Annotated in this window: 21 protein-coding genes; 8 read left to right on the top strand and 13 right to left on the bottom strand. The window is 56.9% G+C overall.

Features of this window, described 5'->3' with window-relative positions; all coding sequences use genetic code 11:
- Positions 1-64: 64 nt before the first annotated feature.
- From ACIQYF_RS20905 to ACIQYF_RS20890, 4 genes are all read right to left on the bottom strand, one after another.
- Complete coding sequence (locus ACIQYF_RS20905; RefSeq protein WP_402865619.1) at positions 65-298, bottom strand: hypothetical protein; 234 nt, start codon at positions 296-298, stop codon at positions 65-67.
- 252 nt (positions 299-550) lie between these two features.
- On the bottom strand, positions 551-1,222 hold the full coding sequence (locus ACIQYF_RS20900) for a GNAT family N-acetyltransferase (RefSeq protein ID WP_402865617.1): 672 nt from the start codon (positions 1,220-1,222) through the stop codon (positions 551-553).
- 14 nt (positions 1,223-1,236) lie between these two features.
- On the bottom strand, positions 1,237-1,689 hold the full coding sequence (locus tag ACIQYF_RS20895) for a GNAT family N-acetyltransferase (protein ID WP_402865615.1): 453 nt from the start codon (positions 1,687-1,689) through the stop codon (positions 1,237-1,239).
- 4 nt (positions 1,690-1,693) lie between these two features.
- Positions 1,694-2,323: an FMN-binding negative transcriptional regulator gene (locus ACIQYF_RS20890; RefSeq protein WP_402865613.1), complete on the bottom strand. Its 630-nt coding sequence runs from the start codon at positions 2,321-2,323 to the stop codon at positions 1,694-1,696.
- Positions 2,324-2,412: 89 nt separating this feature from the next.
- Here ACIQYF_RS20890 and ACIQYF_RS20885 point away from each other — a divergent pair, with 89 nt between their 5' ends.
- A complete protein-coding gene (locus ACIQYF_RS20885; protein WP_402865611.1) occupies positions 2,413-3,969 on the top strand; it encodes a PLP-dependent aminotransferase family protein in 1,557 nt (518 codons plus the stop codon).
- 106 nt (positions 3,970-4,075) lie between these two features.
- On the opposite strand, the gene ACIQYF_RS20880 is transcribed toward ACIQYF_RS20885, so the two are convergent.
- The 6 genes from ACIQYF_RS20880 to aspA all read right to left on the bottom strand — a co-directional run bounded on the left by ACIQYF_RS20880 (position 4,076) and on the right by aspA (position 11,761).
- Entirely contained in the window at positions 4,076-5,113 is a 1,038-nt protein-coding gene (locus tag ACIQYF_RS20880) for a histone deacetylase family protein (RefSeq protein WP_402865609.1), read from the bottom strand.
- 135 nt (positions 5,114-5,248) lie between these two features.
- Positions 5,249-6,241, bottom strand: a complete 993-nt coding sequence (locus tag ACIQYF_RS20875; RefSeq protein WP_402865607.1) for an AraC family transcriptional regulator — start codon at positions 6,239-6,241, stop codon at positions 5,249-5,251.
- A gap of 53 nt (positions 6,242-6,294) precedes the next feature.
- Positions 6,295-7,296: an asparaginase gene (locus tag ACIQYF_RS20870; RefSeq protein WP_402865605.1), complete on the bottom strand. Its 1,002-nt coding sequence runs from the start codon at positions 7,294-7,296 to the stop codon at positions 6,295-6,297.
- A gap of 55 nt (positions 7,297-7,351) precedes the next feature.
- Positions 7,352-8,773 (bottom strand): alanine/glycine:cation symporter family protein, encoded by a 1,422-nt coding sequence (locus ACIQYF_RS20865; RefSeq protein WP_402865603.1) that lies wholly within the window; start codon positions 8,771-8,773, stop codon positions 7,352-7,354.
- 493 nt (positions 8,774-9,266) lie between these two features.
- On the bottom strand, positions 9,267-10,085 hold the full coding sequence (locus tag ACIQYF_RS20860; RefSeq protein ID WP_402865601.1) for an RHS repeat-associated core domain-containing protein: 819 nt from the start codon (positions 10,083-10,085) through the stop codon (positions 9,267-9,269).
- Positions 10,086-10,336: 251 nt separating this feature from the next.
- Complete coding sequence (aspA, locus tag ACIQYF_RS20855; protein ID WP_402865599.1) at positions 10,337-11,761, bottom strand: aspartate ammonia-lyase; 1,425 nt, start codon at positions 11,759-11,761, stop codon at positions 10,337-10,339.
- Between the two features lie 180 nt (positions 11,762-11,941).
- Here aspA and ACIQYF_RS20850 point away from each other — a divergent pair, with 180 nt between their 5' ends.
- Entirely contained in the window at positions 11,942-12,850 is a 909-nt protein-coding gene (locus tag ACIQYF_RS20850) for a LysR substrate-binding domain-containing protein (protein WP_402865597.1), read from the top strand.
- Positions 12,851-13,087: 237 nt separating this feature from the next.
- Here ACIQYF_RS20850 and ACIQYF_RS20845 read toward each other — a convergent pair whose 3' ends face one another.
- A complete protein-coding gene (locus tag ACIQYF_RS20845) occupies positions 13,088-13,642 on the bottom strand; it encodes a reprolysin-like metallopeptidase (protein WP_402865595.1) in 555 nt (184 codons plus the stop codon).
- A 466-nt stretch (positions 13,643-14,108) separates the two neighbouring features.
- Here ACIQYF_RS20845 and purE point away from each other — a divergent pair, with 466 nt between their 5' ends.
- From purE to ACIQYF_RS20825, 4 genes are all read left to right on the top strand, one after another.
- The gene (purE, locus tag ACIQYF_RS20840) at positions 14,109-14,600 is read left to right on the top strand and encodes a 5-(carboxyamino)imidazole ribonucleotide mutase (protein ID WP_003438120.1); all 492 of its coding nucleotides are present in this window, start codon (positions 14,109-14,111) and stop codon (positions 14,598-14,600) included.
- 11 nt (positions 14,601-14,611) lie between these two features.
- On the top strand, positions 14,612-15,697 hold the full coding sequence (locus ACIQYF_RS20835; protein WP_402865592.1) for a 5-(carboxyamino)imidazole ribonucleotide synthase: 1,086 nt from the start codon (positions 14,612-14,614) through the stop codon (positions 15,695-15,697).
- A gap of 104 nt (positions 15,698-15,801) precedes the next feature.
- A complete protein-coding gene (locus ACIQYF_RS20830) occupies positions 15,802-16,050 on the top strand; it encodes a GlsB/YeaQ/YmgE family stress response membrane protein (RefSeq protein WP_322236278.1) in 249 nt (82 codons plus the stop codon).
- A gap of 83 nt (positions 16,051-16,133) precedes the next feature.
- Positions 16,134-16,670, top strand: a complete 537-nt coding sequence (locus ACIQYF_RS20825; RefSeq protein WP_402865589.1) for a DUF3299 domain-containing protein — start codon at positions 16,134-16,136, stop codon at positions 16,668-16,670.
- Between the two features lie 125 nt (positions 16,671-16,795).
- Here the strand turns inward: ACIQYF_RS20825 and ACIQYF_RS20820 are convergent, their stop codons facing one another.
- A complete protein-coding gene (locus tag ACIQYF_RS20820; RefSeq protein ID WP_402865587.1) occupies positions 16,796-17,695 on the bottom strand; it encodes a D-hexose-6-phosphate mutarotase in 900 nt (299 codons plus the stop codon).
- Between the two features lie 26 nt (positions 17,696-17,721).
- A complete protein-coding gene (locus ACIQYF_RS20815) occupies positions 17,722-18,123 on the bottom strand; it encodes an acyl-CoA thioesterase (protein ID WP_003438129.1) in 402 nt (133 codons plus the stop codon).
- Positions 18,124-18,497: 374 nt separating this feature from the next.
- Between ACIQYF_RS20815 and ACIQYF_RS20810 the strand changes: the two genes are divergently transcribed.
- Positions 18,498-19,787 carry an MFS transporter gene (locus ACIQYF_RS20810; protein WP_402865584.1) on the top strand — a complete coding sequence of 430 codons (1,290 nt, stop codon included), beginning with the start codon at positions 18,498-18,500 and terminating at the stop codon, positions 19,785-19,787.
- Positions 19,788-19,948: 161 nt separating this feature from the next.
- Complete coding sequence (locus tag ACIQYF_RS20805; RefSeq protein WP_402865582.1) at positions 19,949-20,935, top strand: phosphate ABC transporter substrate-binding protein PstS family protein; 987 nt, start codon at positions 19,949-19,951, stop codon at positions 20,933-20,935.
- Positions 20,936-21,001 lie beyond the last annotated feature (66 nt).

The raw sequence follows: 21,001 nt of genomic DNA, 5'->3' as shown, positions 1-21,001 counted from the left end.
TGCCTCGCTATCTTTTAAAGATCAAAAGATCGCAAGGCAAGCTTGCTACTACGCGGGGGTGAAATCAGGCATTTCGTACGACGATTCCCTTTCGGTCTTTGGAGGCTTGCGGGTCAATGTATTTCTCTGGTGCTTTGGTGAGTGGAGTGGGCAAACGCTGATCTGCGGCAGACTCGATCAGGCCAAGGTACAGCCCTTGGGCGATTAATTGCTTTACGGGGATATTGATCCAAGTGCCAACGCCTTCTTTATCAACCACCGCAGTCAGCACAGCATCGCCAGGGCACTTTAAAGTCACCGCTGTTTAGCTGATCGGGTAGATCAAGCGTCTGATTGCGAAACTCAATATCACGCCCAGTCAAATCCAGAAACGCGACCTGACGTTCGACTGAGGTAAATGATCCCGAGGCATCGAATGCAATATTTGAAAGCGAGAGCCTGTCCAGTGCCTCGAGTTGGTGTGGTTCGTCTGCCGCGATAGTTTTAATCCCTTCTGTACAAAAAACGCCCAACAGTCCTTGTTGGGCGCATTGATCATTTTATGTGCACGTTAGGCTCTGCATTGTTCGAGCGTCTTGATTTGGCCGCTTTTGGGTTGGTTATCCAGTGCCAGCCATTTTTCAAAGCCTATCGCGATAGCGGGCCATTCCGTACTGATAATGCTGTACCACGTGGTATCACGATTCTTGCCTTTGGCGACCATATGCTGGCGGAAGACACCTTCGTATGTGTACCCCAATCGTACTGCTGTACGTTTGGATCGGGCGTTTTCGCTGTTGCACTTCCATTCCAGGCGGCGGTTGCCCAGGGCGAACGATTCCTTAGCGAGCAAGTAGGCCGCCTCGGTACTTTTCGGCGAGCGCTGCATGGCGGCGCCGAAGGTCACGTGGCCTATCTCGATGCGCCCGTGCTCGGGCACGATGGACATCAGGCTGAGCAGGCCTTGCGCCTGGCCATTGGTTGGGTCGATGACGGTGTAGAAGTAAGGGTCGAGGCTTGCGGCATTGCTGTTGAGCCACTCATCAAATGCCGCGCGTTCTGTGAAAGGGCCGTAGGCCATGTAGTCCCAGAGTTTGGGGTCGCCTTCAGGCCCTTCCAAGGTTAGCCATAGGTCATCGCCATGACGCTGCGGGTCTAGTTTTTCCAGACGAATGTAACGTCCCTCAATTAGCTGATTGTGTGGGCGCTTGGCGGGCTGCCAGTCTTCTAGAGATTGAGGCATCACGGGTTCCTTATTTATGACAAGGCTTTGCGAAACTGGATAAAGCCAGGGCGTTCGGCAATGCGCTCGTAGAGTTGGATCGCGGTGGCGTTGGTTTCATGGGTCAACCAATGGACCTTGGCGCAGTGCTTGTCGCGAGCCTGGGCGTAGACGTGCTCGATCAATAGGCGACCGGCACCCGTGCCGCGCATGTCGGGGCTGACAAACAGGTCTTGAAGGTAGCAGGAGTCGCCAATGCTCCAGTTGGAGCGGTGATAAATGAACTGCACGATGCCCACCGCCCTGTCGCCCTGCCAGGCAATAGCCAGATGGGTGGGTTCGGCCGGGTCGAGAAAGCGCTGCCAGGTCGATTGGCTGACGTCAGTGGGCAGTTCGGTTTTATAGAACGTCAGATACGCCTGCCACAGGGCTAGCCACTGGTCGTGATCGGCGCCAGTGGCGGGTTTTATCTGTAGTTGCTGAGCCATGTTGCTATTCCTTAGCCATTAATTGAGCGAGTGCGTGGTCGTGTGCAGTGCTGTTGGCCAACAGGCCGTCGCGCACCCCGATCTGGTCGGCAACGCTGCGGTTTTGGCTGAGTTTGCGTTTACCGATAAGCCGTGAGACGGGAATGCTGAAACCCACAATGGCTTTGAGCATGCTGTCGATGTAGTCGCGCGGAGCGTCGCTCACCGCCCACGGCTCGGGTCGATTGGCTTCATGTTTGCTGCTCAGCCGGCTGACCAATGCCAGCAAACGGTCGTGATCGTCGAACACATCGGGCTGGCCATAGGCATGCACGGCCAGGTAGTTCCAGGTAGGCACCGCCTTACCGTGTTCGGCTTTGCTCGGGTAGAACGACGGGCTGATGTAGGCCTGTTCGCCCGCAAAAATCACCAGCGCCTCGACCCCTTCGGCCAATGCCTGCCACTGTGGGTTCGCCCGCGCCAGGTGCCCGTATAACGTGCCATGGGTGCCTTCGGTCGGGTTGAGCAGTAACGGAACATGGCTGGCGAGAAGGCCTTGGCTGCCGTGGGTGATCAGCACGGGCAGGGGCGAGGCTTGCATCTGTTCGTGCAAGGTGGCGGTGTCGTTTTCAGCGAAGGCGTGGGGGACGTACATAGAAATTTTCCTTGGCGTATGGCTGCATCCTAGGCAGGCTATTGGTTGGTTGTAAGAGCCATTTCGGGTCATTTTTATAGGTCCAATCCATGCCTGATTCAGCGCTATCCATTGCTTTCAATCCGGCCGGAATCGAGCTGGACCCCAAAAAAGGTTTGAGCGCTCAGCTGTATCAGGCGCTGCGCCAAAGGGTGCTCGACGGTCGTCTTAGCAGTGGCTCGCGGTTACCGGCCACTCGCGACTTGGCGGCAGCCCTTGGGGTTTCGCGCAACAGTGTGGTGCGCGCTTACGATCAGCTCTATGCCGAAGGTTTTATCGAGGGGCGGGTAGGGGACGGGACCTATGTGGCTCGATTGCCCGAAAAAGCGTTACCCCTCAAAAAGTTGTCCACCAAGTTATCCACAGGGTTTTCAACAAGCTTACCCACAGGTTTATCCACAAAAACGGGCGATTTACCTGTAATTACATCCAGTAAAGTTATCCACAGCGCTGCCTTGGGGAGGGTTACTCAGCATCCTTTACCGTTGCCAGCCAAAGGAGCACCACGGGCATTTCGGGTGGGTGTTCCAGCCTATGATTTGTTCCCGTTTGAGGTCTGGAGCAAGCTCCAGGCGGCTTTTTGGCGCAAACCAGATTTGCACTATCTGTGCTACGGCGACCCGGCAGGTGAACAACGGCTGCGAGAATTAATTGCAGTCTATTTGCGCACCTCGCGTGGTTTATCTTGCACGCCTGAGCAAATTTTGATCACCAGTGGCGCACAGCAGGGAATTAGCCTTTGTGCACAGCTGTTAGTAGAGCCTGGGCGGGGTGTTGCTGTGGAAAACCCAGGCTATCGTGCGGCGGCTCAAGCTTTTGCGATTGCGGGGGCGCATGTACAGGGTGTGGCGGTCGATCAGGAAGGCATGAACTGTGCGGCGCTGGCGGGGTTAAACGATTGCACGCTGGCCTACGTGACCCCTTCACATCAGTACCCGACGGGCGTCACGATGAGCCTGGCTCGGCGTCTTGAACTGTTGGCGTGGGCAGAGCGCGTAGAGGGCTGGATAGTCGAAGACGACTACGATGGCGAGTACCGGTATTCGGGCGCGCCGTTGGCTCCGCTAGCGGCATTGGACCGTCAGGGCCGGGTGATATATGTGGGTACTTTCGGCAAGGTGGCGTTTCCGGCGTTGCGCTTGGGTTATGTGGTATTGCCGCCTGCATTAGTGGAGCCATTTGCCCAGCGGCGTGCATTGGACATGCGCCATTCAGAAGTCAGCACGCAAGTGGTGATGGCGGAGTTCATGTCGGCGGGGCATTTCCAGCGCCATATCCGGCGTATGCGCCGCGCTGCATTGGCACGGCGTAATGCCTTGCTGGCGGATTGGCCAACCGATATTCCAGGGCTGGGCGCGGCACCGTGCGTGGTGGCGGGCTTGCACATGGCCGTGTCGGTCAGCAGCTTCGAACGCGAGCAAACCTTGCTGGCGCAGGCTGCCCAGGTAGGGGTTGAGGTCAACGGTTTAAGCCGTTACTGGTTGGACGACTCGGTGGAGCCTGTGGATAAACGGGCGGGGCTTGTGCTGGGGTTTGCCGCGGTGCCGGAGGCGGATATCAAAGCGGCGCTGGGGCGATTGAGAAGGGCATGGAGCAAAACCCTGTAGCCGCTGACGAGGTACGAGGCTGCGATGGGTTGCGCAGCGACCCTAAACGGTGGTCCTGCGGCCTGCATTGCAGCCTCGTGCCTCGGCAGCGACTACAAGGGATGTTTTAGCCTTTAGACACCTTCAAAAACCCTTCCAGCACGTTGACCGCATTCACGCCGATTTCCTCTACCGCGTAGCCGCCTTCCATCACAAACAACGTCGGCTTGCCCAAGCGAGCAATACGCTCACCCATGAGCAGGTAGTCCGGGCTGTCGAGTTTGAACTGCGAAATCGGGTCGTTCTTGAATGTATCGACACCCAGCGAAACCACGATGACGTCGGCGTCATAGCGCTCAATCTCAGCGCAGGCTTGCTCAAGGGCTGCGCTCCAACGATCCCAGGCTGAACCGGCCGCCAACGGGTAGTTGAAGTTGAAGCCTTCGCCCGCGCCTTCACCGAGTTCATCGTCATAGCCCAGAAAAAACGGGAACTCCGCCTCCGGATGGCCGTGAATCGAGGTGAACAGCACGTCGCTGCGATCATAAAAAATCGACTGGGTGCCGTTGCCGTGGTGGTAATCCACGTCGAGGATTGCGACCTTGCTGCGGCCCTGATCAAGGAACGCTTGTGCGGCAATGGCAGCGTTGTTGAGGTAGCAATATCCGCCCATCAAATCGCTGGCCGCGTGGTGGCCCGGCGGACGGCATAGCGCAAATGCACTGTGAGCGCCGTTCTGGATGGCGGCCTGCGCGGTCAGCGCGACTTGCGCTGCGCTGTAGGCTGCGCGCCATGTACCTGCTGTAATCGGTGCGCCACCGTCAAAGCTGTAGTAGCCGAGTTGGCCGTGCAGGGTGGTGGGCAATACGGCGCGCAGTGTGCGAGCTGGCCAGGTGTAGGGGAGCAAGTCGCCCTCGCGGCCATGCTCGGTCCAGCGGTCCCAGGCGCCCTGGAAAAAGTCCAGGTAGGCCGCGCTGTGTATGCGCTGGATCGGATCGCGGCCGAAGTCATGCGGGGCTTGCACGGGACCGAGTTCGCGGGCCTGTACCCGCTGCAGAATATGGTCTGCGCGTGAGGGCATTTCGAAGCAAGGCAGCAATTGCCCGTCGATCAACTCGCAGCGGCCATGATGCAGATGGTGATCATCAGAATAGATAGTCAGCATTTTCTTATTCTCCGTAGGCTTGATCGGTGGCCTACAGTTTTGCGGTGCCGGATGTTTCAGAGAACGGCAGGAGCGGCCAAAAGGAGATCAATATGGCCGAAATAGCTGTCCGAAATTCGCCCCCTTTCAGGGCATTTATGCCCGAAATTGGCTCGGCGAGACGCCGCTCCAGCGCACGAACGCATGACGAAAGCTCGCTGTTTCGCTGAAACCCAATGTGTCGGCAATTCGATAAATTGGCCATTCGGTCTCGTGAAGCAACAGCTTGGCGCGTTCAAAACGCAGCTCGTCGAGCAGCCCTTGATAGCTGCACCCGGCGTCATGCAGGTGCCGACGCAGGGTGCGCGGCGAGCAGTTCATTTGTTCGGCCAGGCCTTCGAGTCCCGGTGCGGCATGCAGTTGGGCGGCGAGCAGTTGGCGGATGCGCGATAGCCAGGTTTGGCGACCGGTGAACTCCAGGTTTTGTTTGCGGCAGCGCTCAGCCATGGCTTGGTGGGTGATGGCATCGGCCAGCGGTAACGGGTGATCAAGCCACTGTTTGGCAAAGGCGAACCCGTTGTCGGGCGCATCAAACAGACGCGGGCAATTGAAGGTGTGCTCGTAGCGGGCGTGGTAGTCGGGCTTGCTGTGTGCGAAGCGTGCGGCCACTAACGGCAGTGACTGCCCGATCAGGTCTTCGCAAATAACCTTGAGCGACACCATGCACAATTGCGCATTGAACACGGCCAGTTGCGGGTCTTCTTGGTACTGGTCTGCACAGAACCAAACCTGATCACCTTCGACTCTCAGGTTTAGCTCAAACAGTGTTCCCAGCAGTGCCGGGTAGCGTATGGCCAAGCGCAAACCGTCACCTAAGGTGGCACTTGTGAGCAGGGCATAACCCAGCATGCCGTAGGACGACACATGCATGCGGCGACCCAGTTCCAGGCCGATTTCGCGCCGCAGGGCGACAGCGTTGGCGCACACGCGCATTTCTTGATTGGTGGTGATGCGAATGTCTGCGCGGCTCAAGTCCGCGGCCCGTATGCCGCTGCCTGTTAGCAGGGCCTCGCTGGGCAAGCCTTCGGCCTCGAAGGTGCTGAGTACCAGCGAAACAGCATTAAGCGTGGTGAGGTGTGAATGCAGCATGCTCGCTTCCTGCGTGGAGGTGCTGGAAGCGAGCAAGTTGTGTGCCGGAGCAGTTAAGCCAACTCGCCACACAGGTCTAATTCGACCAGACGGCGTACATCAGCCACCGACAAGCCCGAGCCCAGCAAGGTATTCAGTTTGCCGAACGCTGCTTCGCGGGTCATGCCGCCGCCCGAGAGCACGCCAACCCCACGCAAGCGGCTGCCTGCTTCGTACACGTCCAGTTCCACACCGCCTTCATGACATTGTGTAATGGCGACGACCACGATGCCTTTTTCGTACGCCCCTTGCAGGCTGGCCAGGAACGCCGGGTTGTCGCTGGGGCCAGTGCCGCTGCCGAAACATTCCAGCACCAAGGCCTGAATACCGCTGCCCAGAATGGCGTCCAATTGTGCGGCGCCGATCCCCGGCACCAGCGGCAATACTCCGACGCTGGCTTCTTGCTTGGGCTGTTGATAAGTCAGTGCGAGCGGCAAGGATTCGGCCTTCGCGCTGCCACCGTTACGTTTGAGCGCAACAAACGGGTGGTGGCCGAAGCTGCGTACTTTGGCGCAGCGAGTCGGGGCTAGCAGTTCGCCGTGGAAGTACAGTTGCACACCATGAGGCTGGCCTTGGCCCAAAGCACTTAATGCTCCGCTGACGTTTGGCCAGGCATCGCTGTCGGGCACGCCCGCAGGCAGCATGGAGCCGGTAAACAGTACGGGGGCTTGCAAGCCCAGCAGTTGGAAGCACATGGCGGCTGCGCTGTAGGCCAAAGTATCGGTGCCGTGCAGGACCAATACCGAATCGCAGCCATCCTGCTCAATGGCTTCGATGATCGCTGCGCGCAGGCGCAGCCAGTAAGCGGGCGTCATGTTGGCGCTGTCGATCAGCGGGCTCATCTCACGAAAACGCCATTGTGGTACGTGCAGTTGCGGTTGGCTGGCCAGGTAGTCGTTCATGCGGGCTTCAAAGCCAGATGCAGGGGCTAGGCCGTTGGCGCTGGCTTGCATACCAATGGTGCCGCCGGTGTAGAGCACCATGACACGCTGGGCAATGTGATGAGTGGCTGTCATTTAAAGTCCCCATAAGCAAAAACGCGGCGGTTCTGTCAGAACCGCCGCGTCGTTATTAGCGTTTTGTTTCTTCGGTCTTGGCCGGTGGCAGAGGCGGCCAAGCCTTTAAGTCCAGATCCAGATCCGGGAATTTACTGGAATCGAACACGGGTGTCTTGATCCCTGCACGGCGCTGGTCATCGTAGTCCTTGAGCACGCGCATGCAAATCTTGAACAGCATCGCCAGGGCGATCAGGTTGACGAAGGCCAACATTGTCATGGTGATGTCTGCAAAGGCGAAGACGGTTTGCAGGTTTTCAATCGAGCCCCAAACAATCAACACCAAGACTAGGATGCGATAGCCCAGCAGCGCCTTGCGGCTTTCACCGACCAGGAAGCGCAGGTTGTTTTCGCCCAGGTAGTAGTTGTAGAGCATCGAGGTGAACACGAACAACGCCAGTGCCACGCTGATGAACACCCGGCCCCATTCGCCGACGACAGCGGCCAGCGAGTTTTGGGTGAGGGCAATGCCGTCGCCTTCAAAGCCCGGGGTATAGAAGCCGGACAACAGAATCAGCAACGCGGTGCAGGTGCAGATCACGAAGGTGTCGAGGAATACGCTGAACGCCTGGACCACGCCTTGGGCGATCGGGTGTTCTACGTCGGCCACCGCGGCTACGTTCGGGGCGCTGCCCAGACCGGCTTCGTTGGCGAAAACACCACGTTTTACGCCCATCACAATCGCGCTGCCGATCAGACCGCCAAACACCGGGTCCATGCCGAAGGCGCTTTTCACGATGTGGCCGAGCATGGCGGGTACTTGATCGAATTGCAGCACGATCACGTAAATCGTCACGGCGATGTACGCCAGGGTTTTGACGGGTACCAGCAGGTCCGCGACCGAAGCGATACGCTTGATACCGCCGATAAACACCAGGCCCAACAGCACGGCAATGACCACACCGGTGTAGTTGACGTCAAAACCGAAGGCGTTTTCCAGCGAGTGGGTCACCGCGTGCGCTTGCAAGCCCATGAAGGCAAAACCAAAGGTGACCAGCAGCAAGACGGCCATCAATTTGCCCATCCAGCTTTTGCCCAGACCGTGCTTCATATAGAAGGACGGGCCACCGCGCAGTTGGCCTTCAGCGTCGCGACGCTTGTACAGCTGGCCCAGCGAGCATTCGATCAGGCTGCTGGACATGCCGACCAGGGCGGTCACCCACATCCAGAACACCGCACCGGGGCCGCCAAGGGTCACGGCGATACCGACACCGGCAATGTTGCCCGCGCCTACGCGGCCTGCCAGGCTCAGCATCAATGCCTGAAACGAGCTGAGTTGGCCGGCGCTGCTGCGCAGGCTGTCTTTGAAAACGGCAAACATGTGCAGGAAGTAACGAAACTGAACGAAACGCGAGCGGATCGTGAAGTAGCCACCGAGCCCAACCATGAGCACGATTAGTACTTTCCCTGAGAGGAAGTCATTGATGACTTCTAGCATGGATTATTCCTCGCTGTTTTTATCTGATGGCAAAACGGCCGGATCGAGATCATGCATTACGCCCGTCAAGACAGGGCATAAACGTAGGCGATCAAAGTGAAACAGGCCATGTTGCTGCTTGGTTTACGATGCTGTTTGCACGCTGCTGATGGCCGCTATTGCGGGGCCGACGCATGGCAAGAGGGCGGGCACTATACCTAGGAGCGTAGGAAGCGTCTCTATAAGTGACTGATTTTTCATGTGTGAGTCGCCGGATGGGCGTTTTGAACGGCTCATGAACGCGTGTTTGAGCCGGTATTTGCTGCGTATTTCGGGCCGGGCAGGTTCCGTTTAAGGCGTCAGCCGCACCAAGGTAACACTAACTTGCGGAGGGTTCAGCTTCACTTTCCATAGGTCACGACGAGCAAAATTATAAATGGGGCGAAGGGGGAGGCTGCTGTTTATGCGGGAGACTGAGTTCACAGGTTTTTTAGTGAGCAATACGAGCCACTGATCAGGATCGGCATAGTTGCGAATAGGGAGGATGCCCTGTGGTTCTACTGTTGCGGGCGCGGGCGCTGGTATGCGAGTGCTTTTGCGGGGGGGTGGGCCTATGGGCGGGGGTGGTGTCTGTCGATGGCTTGCTTGATGTTCTTGTTTTTTCAAGTCTCGGCAGTGTATCTGCCTTTGGTTTTTCAGCGCGAGGATGTGTTGTTTTTCTAGTTTTTTGTATGCTTCCCATGCTTTTTTTAACCCGAGTGTTGGCGTCGGATATGTCTAACGCCTGGAAAAGCCTGCGCTCTAAGAAGTAAAGCTTTATGTGTCCCGAGGGGTCTGCATAATTAATCGGATCATTTTCGCAGTACGCATAGGTATTAAAGCCACCTTCCCCGAATGGACTTAACGTATCCGGACTGTTAAATCGCATCAGCACTGGGTTGTAAGCTCGGTAGCCCTGTCCTAATAAGTAATGACCTGTTATCGGGTCTGGGTAGTCGCCATTAAAACCCAATAGCAAGCCGCGCTCCTGTTCGGGCGGCCCATAGCCAAAAGGGTTGAAGCTGCGTGTGATGTGCCCCTGTTGAGTGACGCTCTCAATCACTGACCCCTGAAAGTCGGTTGTCATTAACGCTGTGGTGCGGGTGCCTGGTTCTTGTTGAAACTGTGCGAGGGCTTGAGTTTCATGTTGAAAAACGCAACGTGTAATACCCTCCATCGTTTCGGTGGTTAAACGAGAGCCTAGATAAAAGCGTTTACCGGAGGGCGTATCGACCAAGCGGTCTAGGGGGTCATATCTGTAAATAAGGGCGTGTTTTCTCAGTGAGTGATTCATAGCCAACGACCTATGGCTGAAAGAGGTTTTACAGTTGTATTACCTTTTTCTCAGGCTGAATACCTAGCAGAAGTAATAGGTAGGGGCTGGAAGGGGTAGCTCTGGGTGCAAGGCAGCGCCTACGCGCAGGTGTTAGCTCAAACAGCGGGCAAAAAAAAGGGCCTGCAAACGTATTTGCAAGCCCTCAAAAGGTGAGAGGTGTCTAGTCCCTCGACCTGGTGAGCAATAAATCGGTAGCGCGTGTTACAGCATCAGGCCTTCAACGGCACCAGACGCGGGGCAATCATGTTTTCCGGGCGCAGGATGTCGTCGAGCATGGCGTCGTCGAGCAAGCCTTCTTCGCGCACCAGTTCCAGCACGCCACGGCCGCTTTCAAGGGCGATACGGGCGATGCGGGTGGCGTTTTCGTAGCCGATGTACGGGTTCAGGGCTGTCACTAGACCAATGGAGTGTTCGACCAGTTCGCGGCAGCGTGCTTCGTTGGCCGTGATGCCGGTGATGCAGTGCTCGCGCAGCATGTCCATGGCGCGTTGCAGCAGACGGATCGAGTCGAAGATCTTGAAAGCGATCAAAGGCTCCATCACGTTCAATTGCAGTTGGCCACCTTCAGCCGCGATGGTCAGGGCCAAGTCGTTACCGATGATCTGGAACGCCACTTGGTTAACCGCTTCCGGGATAACCGGGTTGACCTTGCCTGGCATGATCGAGCTACCCGGCTGACGCGCTGGCAGGTTGATTTCGTTGATGCCGGTGCGTGGACCGCTGGACAACAGACGCAGGTCGTTGCAAATTTTCGACAGTTTGACCGCCGTACGCTTGAGCATCCCGGAGAACAGAACGAAGGCGCCCATGTCCGAGGTGGCTTCGATCAGGTCGGCAGCCGGTACCAGTGGCTGACCGCTGATGGTTGCCAGACGTGTCACGGCCAGGTGCTGGTAGCGCGGGTCGGCGTTGATGCCGGTACCAATTGCAGTGCCGCCCAGGTTCACTTCGGTCAGCAGCTCTGGCGCCAGTGTTTTCAGGCGGGCCAGGTCTTCACCCAAGGTGGTGGCAAACGCGCGGAACTCTTGACCCAGAGTCATCGGTACGGCGTCTTGCAATTGAGTACGGCCCATTTTCAGGACGTGGTTGAACTCAACGCCTTTGGCTGCGAACGACTGGATCAAGCTGTCGAGGCTGGCCAGCAGTGCGTCGTGACCCAACAGCAGGCCCAGACGGATGGCCGTCGGGTAAGCGTCGTTGGTCGACTGCGCCATGTTCACGTCGTTGTTCGGGTGCAGGTATTGGTACTCGCCTTTCTGGTGGCCCATGGCCTCCAGTGCGATGTTGGCGATGACTTCGTTGGCATTCATGTTGGTTGAAGTGCCAGCGCCGCCTTGAATCATGTCTACCACGAACTCTTCGTGGAAATCACCGCGGATCAGGCGGGCACAGGCTTCGCTGATGGCAGCGTGCTTGGCGTCGCTCAGGTGGCCCAATTCGCGGTTGGCGTCAGCTGCAGCTTGCTTGACCATGGCCAGGGCCACGACCAGCTTCGGGTAATGCGAAATCGGAACGCCGGAGAGACGGAAGTTATTCACCGCTCGCAGGGTCTGGATGCCGTAATACGCTTGAGCGGGTACTTCGAGTACGCCAAGCAGGTCTTTTTCGGTACGGAAAGATGCAGCAGAGGACATGATAGAAATCATCTCGATAAGAACCCGGTCTGGGCCGGAACGCTGCGGATCCTAGGCTTGCAGACTATTTTGGGCCAATGCCTTTAAACACTATCCTATGCAGAAACGGCATAATACCGACGTGACGCGACGGCCGCGTCGAACGTGTGACCCAATTTGGTGCGCGTCCGGGAGGACTCGATGAATCTCGAAAGTAAATGGTTAGAGGACTTCAGTGCCTTGGCTGCTACCCGCAGTTTTTCTCAGGCGGCGGAGCGCCGTTTCGTGACTCAGCCTGCCTTCAGTCGGCGTATTCGCAGCCTGGAAGCGGCGCTGGGCTTGACCTTGGTGAATCGTTCCCGCACCCCGGTTGAGTTGACTGCGGCCGGTCAGCTGTTTTTGGTCACGGCACGTACCGTGGTGGAGCAGTTGGGTGAGGTGTTGCGCCACCTTCATCACTTAGAAGGCGGGCAGGGTGAGGTCATGCAAGTGGCTGCAGCGCACTCGCTGGCGCTGGGTTTTTTCCCGCGCTGGATTGCTCAATTGCGTAACGAAGGGCTGAACATCGCCACGCGGCTGGTTGCGACTAACGTCGGAGACGCGGTGCATGCATTACGTGAAGGTGGCTGCGATTTGATGCTGGCTTTTTACGATCCGGATGCGGCATTGCAGATGGACCCGGAGATTTTTCCGTCCTTGCACTTGGGCAATACCGAAATGCTGCCTGTGTGTGCTGCCGACGCGGACGGTCAGCCGCTGTTCGATTTGGAAGGTGAAGCCAGCGTGCCGTTATTGGCTTACAGCGCCGGGGCCTTTTTGGGGCGTTCGGTGAATTTGCTGCTGCGCCAACGCAGTCTGCGCTTTACCACTATTTATGAAACGGCCATGGCTGACAGTCTCAAAAGCATGGCGCTTGAAGGGTTGGGTATTGCCTGGGTGCCGCATTTAAGTGTGCGGGCTGAGTTGGCGCGCGGTGAGTTGGTGGTGTGTGGAGGCTCGCAATGGCACGTGCCGTTGGAGATTCGCCTGTATCGCTGTGCGTTGGTGCGCAAGGCGAACGTGCGGCTATTGTGGCGCAAGCTGGAAGGCGGATCGTCATCAACCAGTTGAATGAAGGCCGAGCGTGATGGCCTTCATTCATTGGCTTGCAACTAAACGGGGTCAGCCCAATGGGCTGACAGACTTGCGCATGTGTTCTCGGTTCTTATCGCTGAAGCGAAAAGTGCGCAAGTAAGGGGTGATGGGGCGTTACCCTGACAGGGTCAGGGACACAGGTATTAATATTAATCGGGAACATCGCCAATACCTCTAGCAAAGAGGGGGGTAACAGGGTGAGAGATTGATGAGTTATGGGGCATCGCTCAGGAAGGCTTTAATGTGCTCTCGGTTTTTTCGCGTATAGCGGTAACACTTACCTCGGACATTAGAAATGTGTGGGTACATGAACGTCTCGCATTCCCCGCCCCAGGCATTCCAGCCCAGTTCGGCATCTTCATGGGTCGCGTTGAAACTGTGACCGACTTCATGGGCGATCACTTGATAGGATTGGGTGCTGGCAATGACGGCAGGTTTGCCGGGATAGGCGGACCCTAGAACAGCCTCGTTGATCGGGTCTTTGGTGACCAGAATATAGCGTTCGGTTTTACCCCACTCCAGGCCTTTGTCATTTTTGTATCCGATGGCGGCTATTTGCCAATTGCGTAACACTTCATCTGTGTTTTGGCTTTTATAGTTCAGGTCTGTCACACCGCGTACTCGACGCACTTCATTGAAAACGAAAGTTCTCCCGGTAATGGCCGAAATCTCATCGGTAAATTCTTTGAAATAGCCGCGGCCCAGCGTGTTGGCTATGCTGTCGGGGACATCGTCGTGAACAAATATATAAAGCGTGATTGGTTTCATGTTAATCATCCTTAATTAAGGCCCTGACAATCTTTTTAAGGTTGTGGGAGCCACCTGCATTCCTTGCAGGGGTTTAGTTTTGTGGGTGTCACATAAAGAGTTAAGGCGATGGTGCGTTATTTTGTGATGCGTAGAATTCGATTAGACAGGTAATAAACATCACCTCGGATTGTAAGTTTTGCGGTAGGTGAGAGGAGTGTTTTATATAGGTGCGGGGTTTTTTCAGACCCTCCCTAAGGCGGCCGATTATTGACTTTAAGGTCAGTGAAATCGGCCGTTAGCGGGTTTGATTTGCATGCAGACAGATGGTCGCCAAAGGTGCTTTCAAGCGGCATGTTTGGGGTATACTGCGCGGCCTTCGGCTGGCTTGACCGGCCTTAATTTCTATAACAAGCCACGTCGGATCCTCCACGTGGCTTGTTATTTTTTGACGCGCCTGCGGGCGCCCAAGAGAAGAGGCGCGACGATGAGTGCACTGGTAGGCGTGATCATGGGCTCCAAGTCCGATTGGTCCACCCTCAGCCACACCGCCGATATGCTGGAGAAACTCGGCATTCCTTACGAAGTGAAAGTGGTCTCTGCCCACCGTACTCCGGACTTGCTGTTCCAGTATGCCGAAGAGGCCGAAGGCCGCGGGATCGAGGTCATTATTGCTGGAGCCGGTGGCGCAGCCCACTTGCCAGGCATGTGTGCCGCTAAAACCCATTTGCCAGTGCTCGGCGTGCCGGTGCAGTCAGCGATGCTCTCGGGCGTCGATTCGCTGCTGTCCATCGTACAAATGCCGGCCGGTATTCCGGTTGCCACTCTGGCGATCGGCAAAGCGGGCGCGATTAACGCTGCCTTGCTGTCAGCGAGCATTCTGGGCGCCAAGCACCCGCAGTTTCACACCGTATTGAAAGCATTCCGTGCTGAGCAGACTGACAGCGTGCTGGACAATCCAGACCCGCGCGAAGCCTGAGGTTTTTGACGATGAAAATCGGTGTAATCGGTGGCGGCCAACTGGGCCGCATGCTGGCTCTGGCGGGAACTCCGCTGGGTATGAACTTCGCTTTTCTGGATCCAGCGCCTGACGCCTGCGCAGCAGCGTTGGGTGAGCACCTTCGTGCGGATTACAGTGACCCTGATCATTTGCGTCAGTTGGCCGACGAAGTCGATCTGGTGACCTTTGAATTCGAAAGCGTTCCGGCTGAAACCGTGGCCTTCCTCTCGCAATTCGTCCCGGTTTATCCGAGTGCTGAAGCGCTGCGCATCGCGCGTGACCGCTGGTTCGAGAAGAGCATGTTCAAAGACCTGGGCATTCCGACGCCTGCGTTTGCCGACATTCAGTCCCAGGCGGATCTGGACGCCGCGGTGGCCACTATCGGGCTGCCTGCCGTCCTCAAAACCCGCACCTTGGGCTATGACGGCAAGGGTCAGAAAGTGCTTCGTACACCGGCTGATGTTGTGGGTACGTTTGCCGAACTGGGCAGCGTAGCGTGCCTGCTGGAAGGTTTTGTACCGTTTACGGGCGAAGTATCGCTGATTGCTGTGCGCGGCCGTGATGGCGAAACACAGTTCTACCCGTTGGTGCACAACACTCACGACAGCGGCATTCTCAAGTTGTCGGTGGCAAGCACCGATCACCCGCTCCAAGCCTTGGCCGAAGATTATTCCAGTCGCGTGCTCAAGCAACTGGATTATGTCGGCGTGATGGCGTTCGAGTTCTTTGAAGTCGACGGTGGCCTCAAGGCCAACGAAATTGCCCCGCGGGTGCACAACTCCGGTCACTGGACCACCGAAGGCGCCGAGTGCAGCCAGTTCGAAAACCACTTGCGTGCCATCGCTGGCCTGCCGCTGGGTTCGACGGCCAAAGTGGGTGAGAGCGCGATGCTTAACTTTATTGGCAGCGTGCCGCCGGTTGAGAAGGTCATTGCGATTGCCGACTGCCATTTGCATCACTACGGCAAGGCATTCAAGGCTGGCCGCAAGGTCGGCCACGCAAACCTGCGCTGCGCCGACATGGCGACCCTGAAAGCGCAGATCCTGCGTGTTGAGGCGCTGATCGACGAGGCATAAGCCGGCAGTCCATGGAACCATTCGGTTCTTGTTGCTCTCTGATGGCGTGATACCAAAGTGCTGACTAGGCTTTGGTTAACGCCATCTAAAGAGAGGACGCGTCTATGGGTATCATCGGAACCATTTTTATCGGCTTGATCGTCGGCCTGTTGGCTCGTTTCCTGAAACCCGGCGACGACAGCATGGGCTGGATCATGACTATTTTGCTGGGTATCGGTGGTTCATTGGCGGCGACGTATGGTGGCCAAGCGCTGGGTATCTACCAGGCAGGCCAGGGCGCCGGTTTTATCGGTGCCGTGATTGGCGCGATCGTCTTGTTGGTGATTTACGGCCTGGTAACGAAAAAGAGCTGATTCAAGCCTTTGGCTCTCTCTGTCTGAGTGACAGAGAGAGCTAGAATGCGCGCCGTCATCAGCCCTCTTTTACTGAGCCCTTCATGCGTCGTCTTGTAGCGATTTTTCTTTTGCTGGGCTGCGGCCTGGTACACGCGGCAGAACTGCCCGAAACCGACTGGCTTGATCTGATGCCCAAGTCGGATCAAAAAGCCCTCGAAGAAATGCCCGAAATCGATCACGACTCCCCTGAAGCCCAGGGCACGTTTACCGATAAGGGTGGCTTGAAACAAAGCAAAGGTCTGCCGGCCGTGATGTATTCCAACAAAACCGTCGCCAGCATGAACGGCAAAAATATCCGTTTGGGCGGTTATCCGGTGCCATTGGAAACAGATGCCAAGGGCCGCAGCACCTTGTTTTTCTTGGTGCCTTACCCAGGTGCCTGCATCCATGTGCCACCGCCGCCACCGAACCAGTTGGTACTGGTGCGCTATCCAAAAGGCTTGAAACTGGATGACATCTACACGCCGCTGTGGGTGATGGGCACGCTGAAGACCGAGAAGGTCAGTAATGACTTGGCGGATACCGCCTATGCGCTGGATGCGAGCAAGGTGCGGGTTGTGGTTGAGGCGGATTTGTAATCCGGGCCAGTAAGGTATGCCCTGTAGTCGCTGGCGCAGGCAGCGATAAGGCCCGCAGGACCTTCGCTCTTGTCGGGCCGCTTCGCAGCCTATCGCAGCCTGCGGCAGCGGCTACAGGGTCTCTATCAGGCTTTAAGCTGTTTGCTGCCAATGCTCACGCCCAGCGTATGACTCGCGCCCGGTACCAGGGTGATCACGTCATTCATCACGTTGGCGGTTTCGATGCACAGCATGCGCTGCCAGCCATCGGGCGCCATGTCGCTGAAGGTGGCGGTCTTGTCGGTCCACGGGTTCCAGATCACAGCCGTGCGCGAGCCACGGCTGGTCAGTTCTATGCTGCGGTGCCAGTCGGTATCGACAATGCTCAACTGCTGCGGTGTGTCGAGGTAAATACGGTCGGTCTCGCCGCTGAAGGTCAGGGCGCCGTTTTGCTGGACGTGTTTCCAGTCGTCGAGCGTTTCGATGTACGTCAGCCCGTCTAAGCCGTCGACGTGAACATTACGCACATCACTGACTGCGAAGTAGCTGTGCAACGCTTGGCTGATGCTGACCGGTTTATCGCTGCGGTTATGGCTGGTAAGGCTGACGTGCAACTGGGTATCGAGACGGATGCTCAGGGTGAGTGCCACGTCGTGCGGCCAGCCAGGCAGACCACCTTCGATAGGGGGCAGGCCCAATTCAATGTGCAGCGCTTCGCCGGCATCATCGATGTCCAGCATTTCCCATTCACGGGTGCGCACCAGGCCGTGAGCGGTGGCGGGCTCATCGTTGACGCGCATGGCCTGTACGCTTTGCGGGTTACGCGCCAAATTACCGAACCATGGCCAGCACACGGGCATACCCGTGCGGATGCCTTTGCCTTTTTTGTACTGGGCTTTTTCATTGAGCCAGACAATCGGCGGCTCATCGCCAACCTGATAGCTGAGCACTTGCGCGCCCTGTTTGGCGACCAGTAGCTGGGCCTGGCCATGCTGAAAGTGCCAGCACTCCAGTTCGTCCAGGGTGACAGACTCAATGTGGTGCATGGCAGGCTCTCTTTATTCGGGGCGGGTTAGCGGCGTGGTGGCACAGAGCGTGTACGGCCGCTGCCATCAATGGCGACGAACACAAACACGGCTTCGGTGACTTTACGCCATTCGCTGGAGAGCGGGTCGTCGCTCCAGACTTCAACCATCATCTGGATCGAGCTGCGGCCGATTTCCAGTGCCTGGGTGTAGAACGACAACTGTGCGCCGACGGCCACAGGCACCAGAAATGCCATGCGATCAATCGCGACAGTGGCAACACGTCCACCGGCGACCTTGCTGGCCATTGCGGTGCCTGCCAAGTCCATTTGCGAGACTAGCCAGCCGCCAAAAATATCGCCGAAACCATTGGTTTCGCGTGGCAGGGCGGTGATTTGCAAGGCCAGGTCACCTTGCGGGATTGGATCTTCTTGTTCGAGCTCTAGCATGCCAAAGGGCCTCTGACCCGTGATTCATCATGTGTACTGCGGGTGAAAAGACGTCTTTAGAAAAACGATTCAGCCCGAACATACTACGTTCGTCACGTTCTTCATAAGCCGCGCGAAGGGAAACTCAGCGAAATCGGCTGGAGTGTGCCCAGCAGGCGTTTCGCACAGCAACTTTGGTAGTTGCTGAATATTTCTTACGGCCTGCGAGTATATCGGGCCATCGCCCGCCCGACGACCTCCTCATACGCCTTTTTGAGCACGCCGCGCGTCTAGCTCTGTGCTTTTGCAAACAATTTGTTATCTTTCAAAACCTGCCAAGCCCTGCCGGCGTTGATGCAACTTTTCGTCGAGCCTAATAAGAGAAGTATTACCCCATGATGACTGAGCCCTCCAGCGCAGCGCCGCCTTCGAGACCGTTAACCCGTAATGACTACAAAACGTTGTCGCTGTCTGCTTTGGGCGGGGCGCTAGAGTTTTACGATTTCATTATTTTTGTGTTCTTTGCCACGGTGGTCGGCAAGTTGTTTTTCCCAGCGGACATGCCGGAGTGGCTACGCCTGATGCAAACCTTCGGTATTTTTGCCGCAGGTTATCTGGCGCGCCCATTGGGCGGCATCGTCATGGCACACTTCGGCGACCTGCTGGGGCGTAAAAAGATGTTCACCTTGAGCATCTTCATGATGGCCGTACCGACCCTGATCATGGGCCTGCTGCCCACCTATGCGCAGATCGGGATGTGGGCACCGATTCTCTTGCTGCTGATGCGCGTCATCCAGGGCGCGGCCATTGGTGGTGAAGTGCCCGGTGCATGGGTATTTGTGGCTGAGCACGTGCCGCCACGTCACGTTGGCTACGCCTGCGGCACCCTGACCTGTGGTCTGACGGCGGGTATTTTGCTGGGCTCATTGATGGCCACAGCAATCAATACGATTTACACCCCGGCTGAGGTCTCTGATTACGCTTGGCGGATTCCTTTCTTGATGGGCGGTGTATTTGGGCTGTTCTCGGTGTACCTGCGCCGCTGGCTGCACGAAACCCCGGTGTTTGCCGAGCTGCAACTGCGTAAGGCATTGGCCGAAGAAGTCCCCCTCAAAACCGTCCTGCGTGACCATCGTGGTGCGATTGTGGTCTCAATGTTGCTGACCTGGTTGCTGTCGGCCGGGATCATCGTCGTCATCTTGATGACGCCAACTGTGCTGCAAACGGTGTACGGCTTTTCGGCTACCACTTCGTTACAAGCCAACAGCCTGGCCATCGTCTTTCTGAGCTTGGGCTGCATCGCTTCGGGTGCTTTGGCTGACCGGTTTGGCGCCGGTAAAGTATTCGTCGTGGGGTGTGCTGCATTGCTGGCGACCACGTGGGTCTTCTATCACAGCCTGTTGCAGCACCCTGATTGGCTGTTCCCTCTGTATGCCTTGAGCGGTCTGTTTGTAGGCACCATCGGCGCGGTGCCGTATGTGATGGTTAAAGCCTTCCCGCCTGTGGTGCGTTTCAGCGGTTTGTCGTTCTCGTACAACCTGGCTTACGCCATCTTTGGCGGCCTGACGCCTATGGCCGTGACCTTGTTACTCAAAGAAAGCCCGATGGGCCCGGCGTATTACGTGGCGATTATTTCCCTGATGGGCCTGTGTGTGGGCGCTTATCTGTGGAAAAAGGGGCGCTGATCGGCTTACTCGCTCTACATTTTCTGCCTCTCCTCGAAGGCCATCATTGTGTAACTCAATGATGGCCTTTCATCTAACTGTCACAATCGGTTCATAGAGTGGTCACATGGCCTGCTGATACTGGCCCCGATTCATCTAACCCGGTTTGCTAGGAGTAAGGCATGAAACTGAAGCGTGTGATGGCGGCCCTGACTTTTGTCGCCGCGGGTGTTGCGGCTGCTAACGCAGTTGCGACGGGTGTAGATCCGACTATCCCGGCTTACACCAAGACCACCGGTGTGTCTGGCAACCTCTCCAGCGTTGGTTCCGATACCCTGGCGAACCTGATGACGTTGTGGGCTGAGGCTTACAAGAAAGAATATCCGAACGTAAACATCCAGATTCAGGCCGCTGGCTCTGCCACCGCGCCACCTGCGCTGACTGAAGGCACCTCTAACCTGGGCCCGATGAGCCGCAAAATGAAGGACACCGAACTGGCTGCTTTCGAGCAGAAGTACGGCTACAAGCCAACCGCAGTGCCGGTGGCTGTGGATGCCCTGGCGGTGTTCGTGCACAAGGACAACCCGATCCAGCACCTGACCATGGAACAGGTTGACGCCATTTTCTCGTCGACTCGTCTGTGCGGCGCTAAAGCTGACGTGAAAACCTGGGGCGACCTGGGTGTGACCGGCGATCTGGCCAACAAGCCCGTTCAACTGTTCGGTCGCAACTCGGTATCCGGCACTTACGGCTACTTCAAAGAAGAAGCCCTGTGCAAAGGCGACTACAAGCCAAACGTGAACGAACAACCCGGTTCTGCGTCGGTTGTGCAGTCGATCAGTTCCTCGTTGAACGGCATCGGTTACTCGGGCATCGGTTACAAAACCGCTAGCGTGAAAACTGTAGCGCTGGCCAAAAAAGGCAGCACTGAGTTCATCGAAGACTCCGAAGAAAATGCACTGAACGGCAAATACCCATTGTCGCGTTTCCTTTACGTGTACGTGAACAAGGCGCCTAACAAGCCGTTGAACCCGCTGGAAGCCGAGTTCATCAAGCTGGTTCTGTCCAAACAAGGTCAGGAAGTGGTCGTCAAAGACGGCTACATCCCGCTGCCAGCCAAAGTGGCTGCCAAGGCCTTGACTGATTTGGGCCTGCATGAAGGCAAGTAAGACGCCGTAAACGCCTGAACGTGGTTTCAGGCGTGATGCAGGGGGCGGGTTAACGCGTCCCTGCAT

Origin of the sequence: Pseudomonas sp. NPDC096917, assembly GCF_044762555.1 — a bacterium.
In the GTDB taxonomy this organism is placed as follows: domain Bacteria; phylum Pseudomonadota; class Gammaproteobacteria; order Pseudomonadales; family Pseudomonadaceae; genus Aquipseudomonas.
The sequence above is the reverse complement of the archived record's forward strand: the minus strand, read 5'-3'. Positions and strand labels throughout refer to the sequence as shown.

What these genes read in the sequence shown, in the direction of transcription:
- ACIQYF_RS20865 (WP_402865603.1), bottom strand. Translation starts at nt 8,773, where the DNA reads ATGCTAGAAGTCATCAATGACTTCCTCTCAGGGAAAGTACTAATCGTG.
- purE (WP_003438120.1), top strand. Translation starts at nt 14,109, where the DNA reads ATGAGTGCACTGGTAGGCGTGATCATGGGCTCCAAGTCCGATTGGTCC.
- ACIQYF_RS20825 (WP_402865589.1), top strand. Translation starts at nt 16,134, where the DNA reads ATGCGTCGTCTTGTAGCGATTTTTCTTTTGCTGGGCTGCGGCCTGGTA.
- ACIQYF_RS20900 (WP_402865617.1), bottom strand. Translation starts at nt 1,222, where the DNA reads ATGCCTCAATCTCTAGAAGACTGGCAGCCCGCCAAGCGCCCACACAAT.
- ACIQYF_RS20880 (WP_402865609.1), bottom strand. Translation starts at nt 5,113, where the DNA reads ATGCTGACTATCTATTCTGATGATCACCATCTGCATCATGGCCGCTGC.
- ACIQYF_RS20860 (WP_402865601.1), bottom strand. Translation starts at nt 10,085, where the DNA reads ATGAATCACTCACTGAGAAAACACGCCCTTATTTACAGATATGACCCC.
- ACIQYF_RS20805 (WP_402865582.1), top strand. Translation starts at nt 19,949, where the DNA reads ATGAAACTGAAGCGTGTGATGGCGGCCCTGACTTTTGTCGCCGCGGGT.
- ACIQYF_RS20845 (WP_402865595.1), bottom strand. Translation starts at nt 13,642, where the DNA reads ATGAAACCAATCACGCTTTATATATTTGTTCACGACGATGTCCCCGAC.
- ACIQYF_RS20830 (WP_322236278.1), top strand. Translation starts at nt 15,802, where the DNA reads ATGGGTATCATCGGAACCATTTTTATCGGCTTGATCGTCGGCCTGTTG.
- ACIQYF_RS20890 (WP_402865613.1), bottom strand. Translation starts at nt 2,323, where the DNA reads ATGTACGTCCCCCACGCCTTCGCTGAAAACGACACCGCCACCTTGCAC.
- ACIQYF_RS20895 (WP_402865615.1), bottom strand. Translation starts at nt 1,689, where the DNA reads ATGGCTCAGCAACTACAGATAAAACCCGCCACTGGCGCCGATCACGAC.
- ACIQYF_RS20875 (WP_402865607.1), bottom strand. Translation starts at nt 6,241, where the DNA reads ATGCTGCATTCACACCTCACCACGCTTAATGCTGTTTCGCTGGTACTC.
- ACIQYF_RS20815 (WP_003438129.1), bottom strand. Translation starts at nt 18,123, where the DNA reads ATGCTAGAGCTCGAACAAGAAGATCCAATCCCGCAAGGTGACCTGGCC.
- ACIQYF_RS20870 (WP_402865605.1), bottom strand. Translation starts at nt 7,296, where the DNA reads ATGACAGCCACTCATCACATTGCCCAGCGTGTCATGGTGCTCTACACC.
- ACIQYF_RS20885 (WP_402865611.1), top strand. Translation starts at nt 2,413, where the DNA reads ATGCCTGATTCAGCGCTATCCATTGCTTTCAATCCGGCCGGAATCGAG.
- ACIQYF_RS20810 (WP_402865584.1), top strand. Translation starts at nt 18,498, where the DNA reads ATGATGACTGAGCCCTCCAGCGCAGCGCCGCCTTCGAGACCGTTAACC.
- ACIQYF_RS20820 (WP_402865587.1), bottom strand. Translation starts at nt 17,695, where the DNA reads ATGCACCACATTGAGTCTGTCACCCTGGACGAACTGGAGTGCTGGCAC.
- ACIQYF_RS20850 (WP_402865597.1), top strand. Translation starts at nt 11,942, where the DNA reads ATGAATCTCGAAAGTAAATGGTTAGAGGACTTCAGTGCCTTGGCTGCT.
- ACIQYF_RS20835 (WP_402865592.1), top strand. Translation starts at nt 14,612, where the DNA reads ATGAAAATCGGTGTAATCGGTGGCGGCCAACTGGGCCGCATGCTGGCT.
- aspA (WP_402865599.1), bottom strand. Translation starts at nt 11,761, where the DNA reads ATGTCCTCTGCTGCATCTTTCCGTACCGAAAAAGACCTGCTTGGCGTA.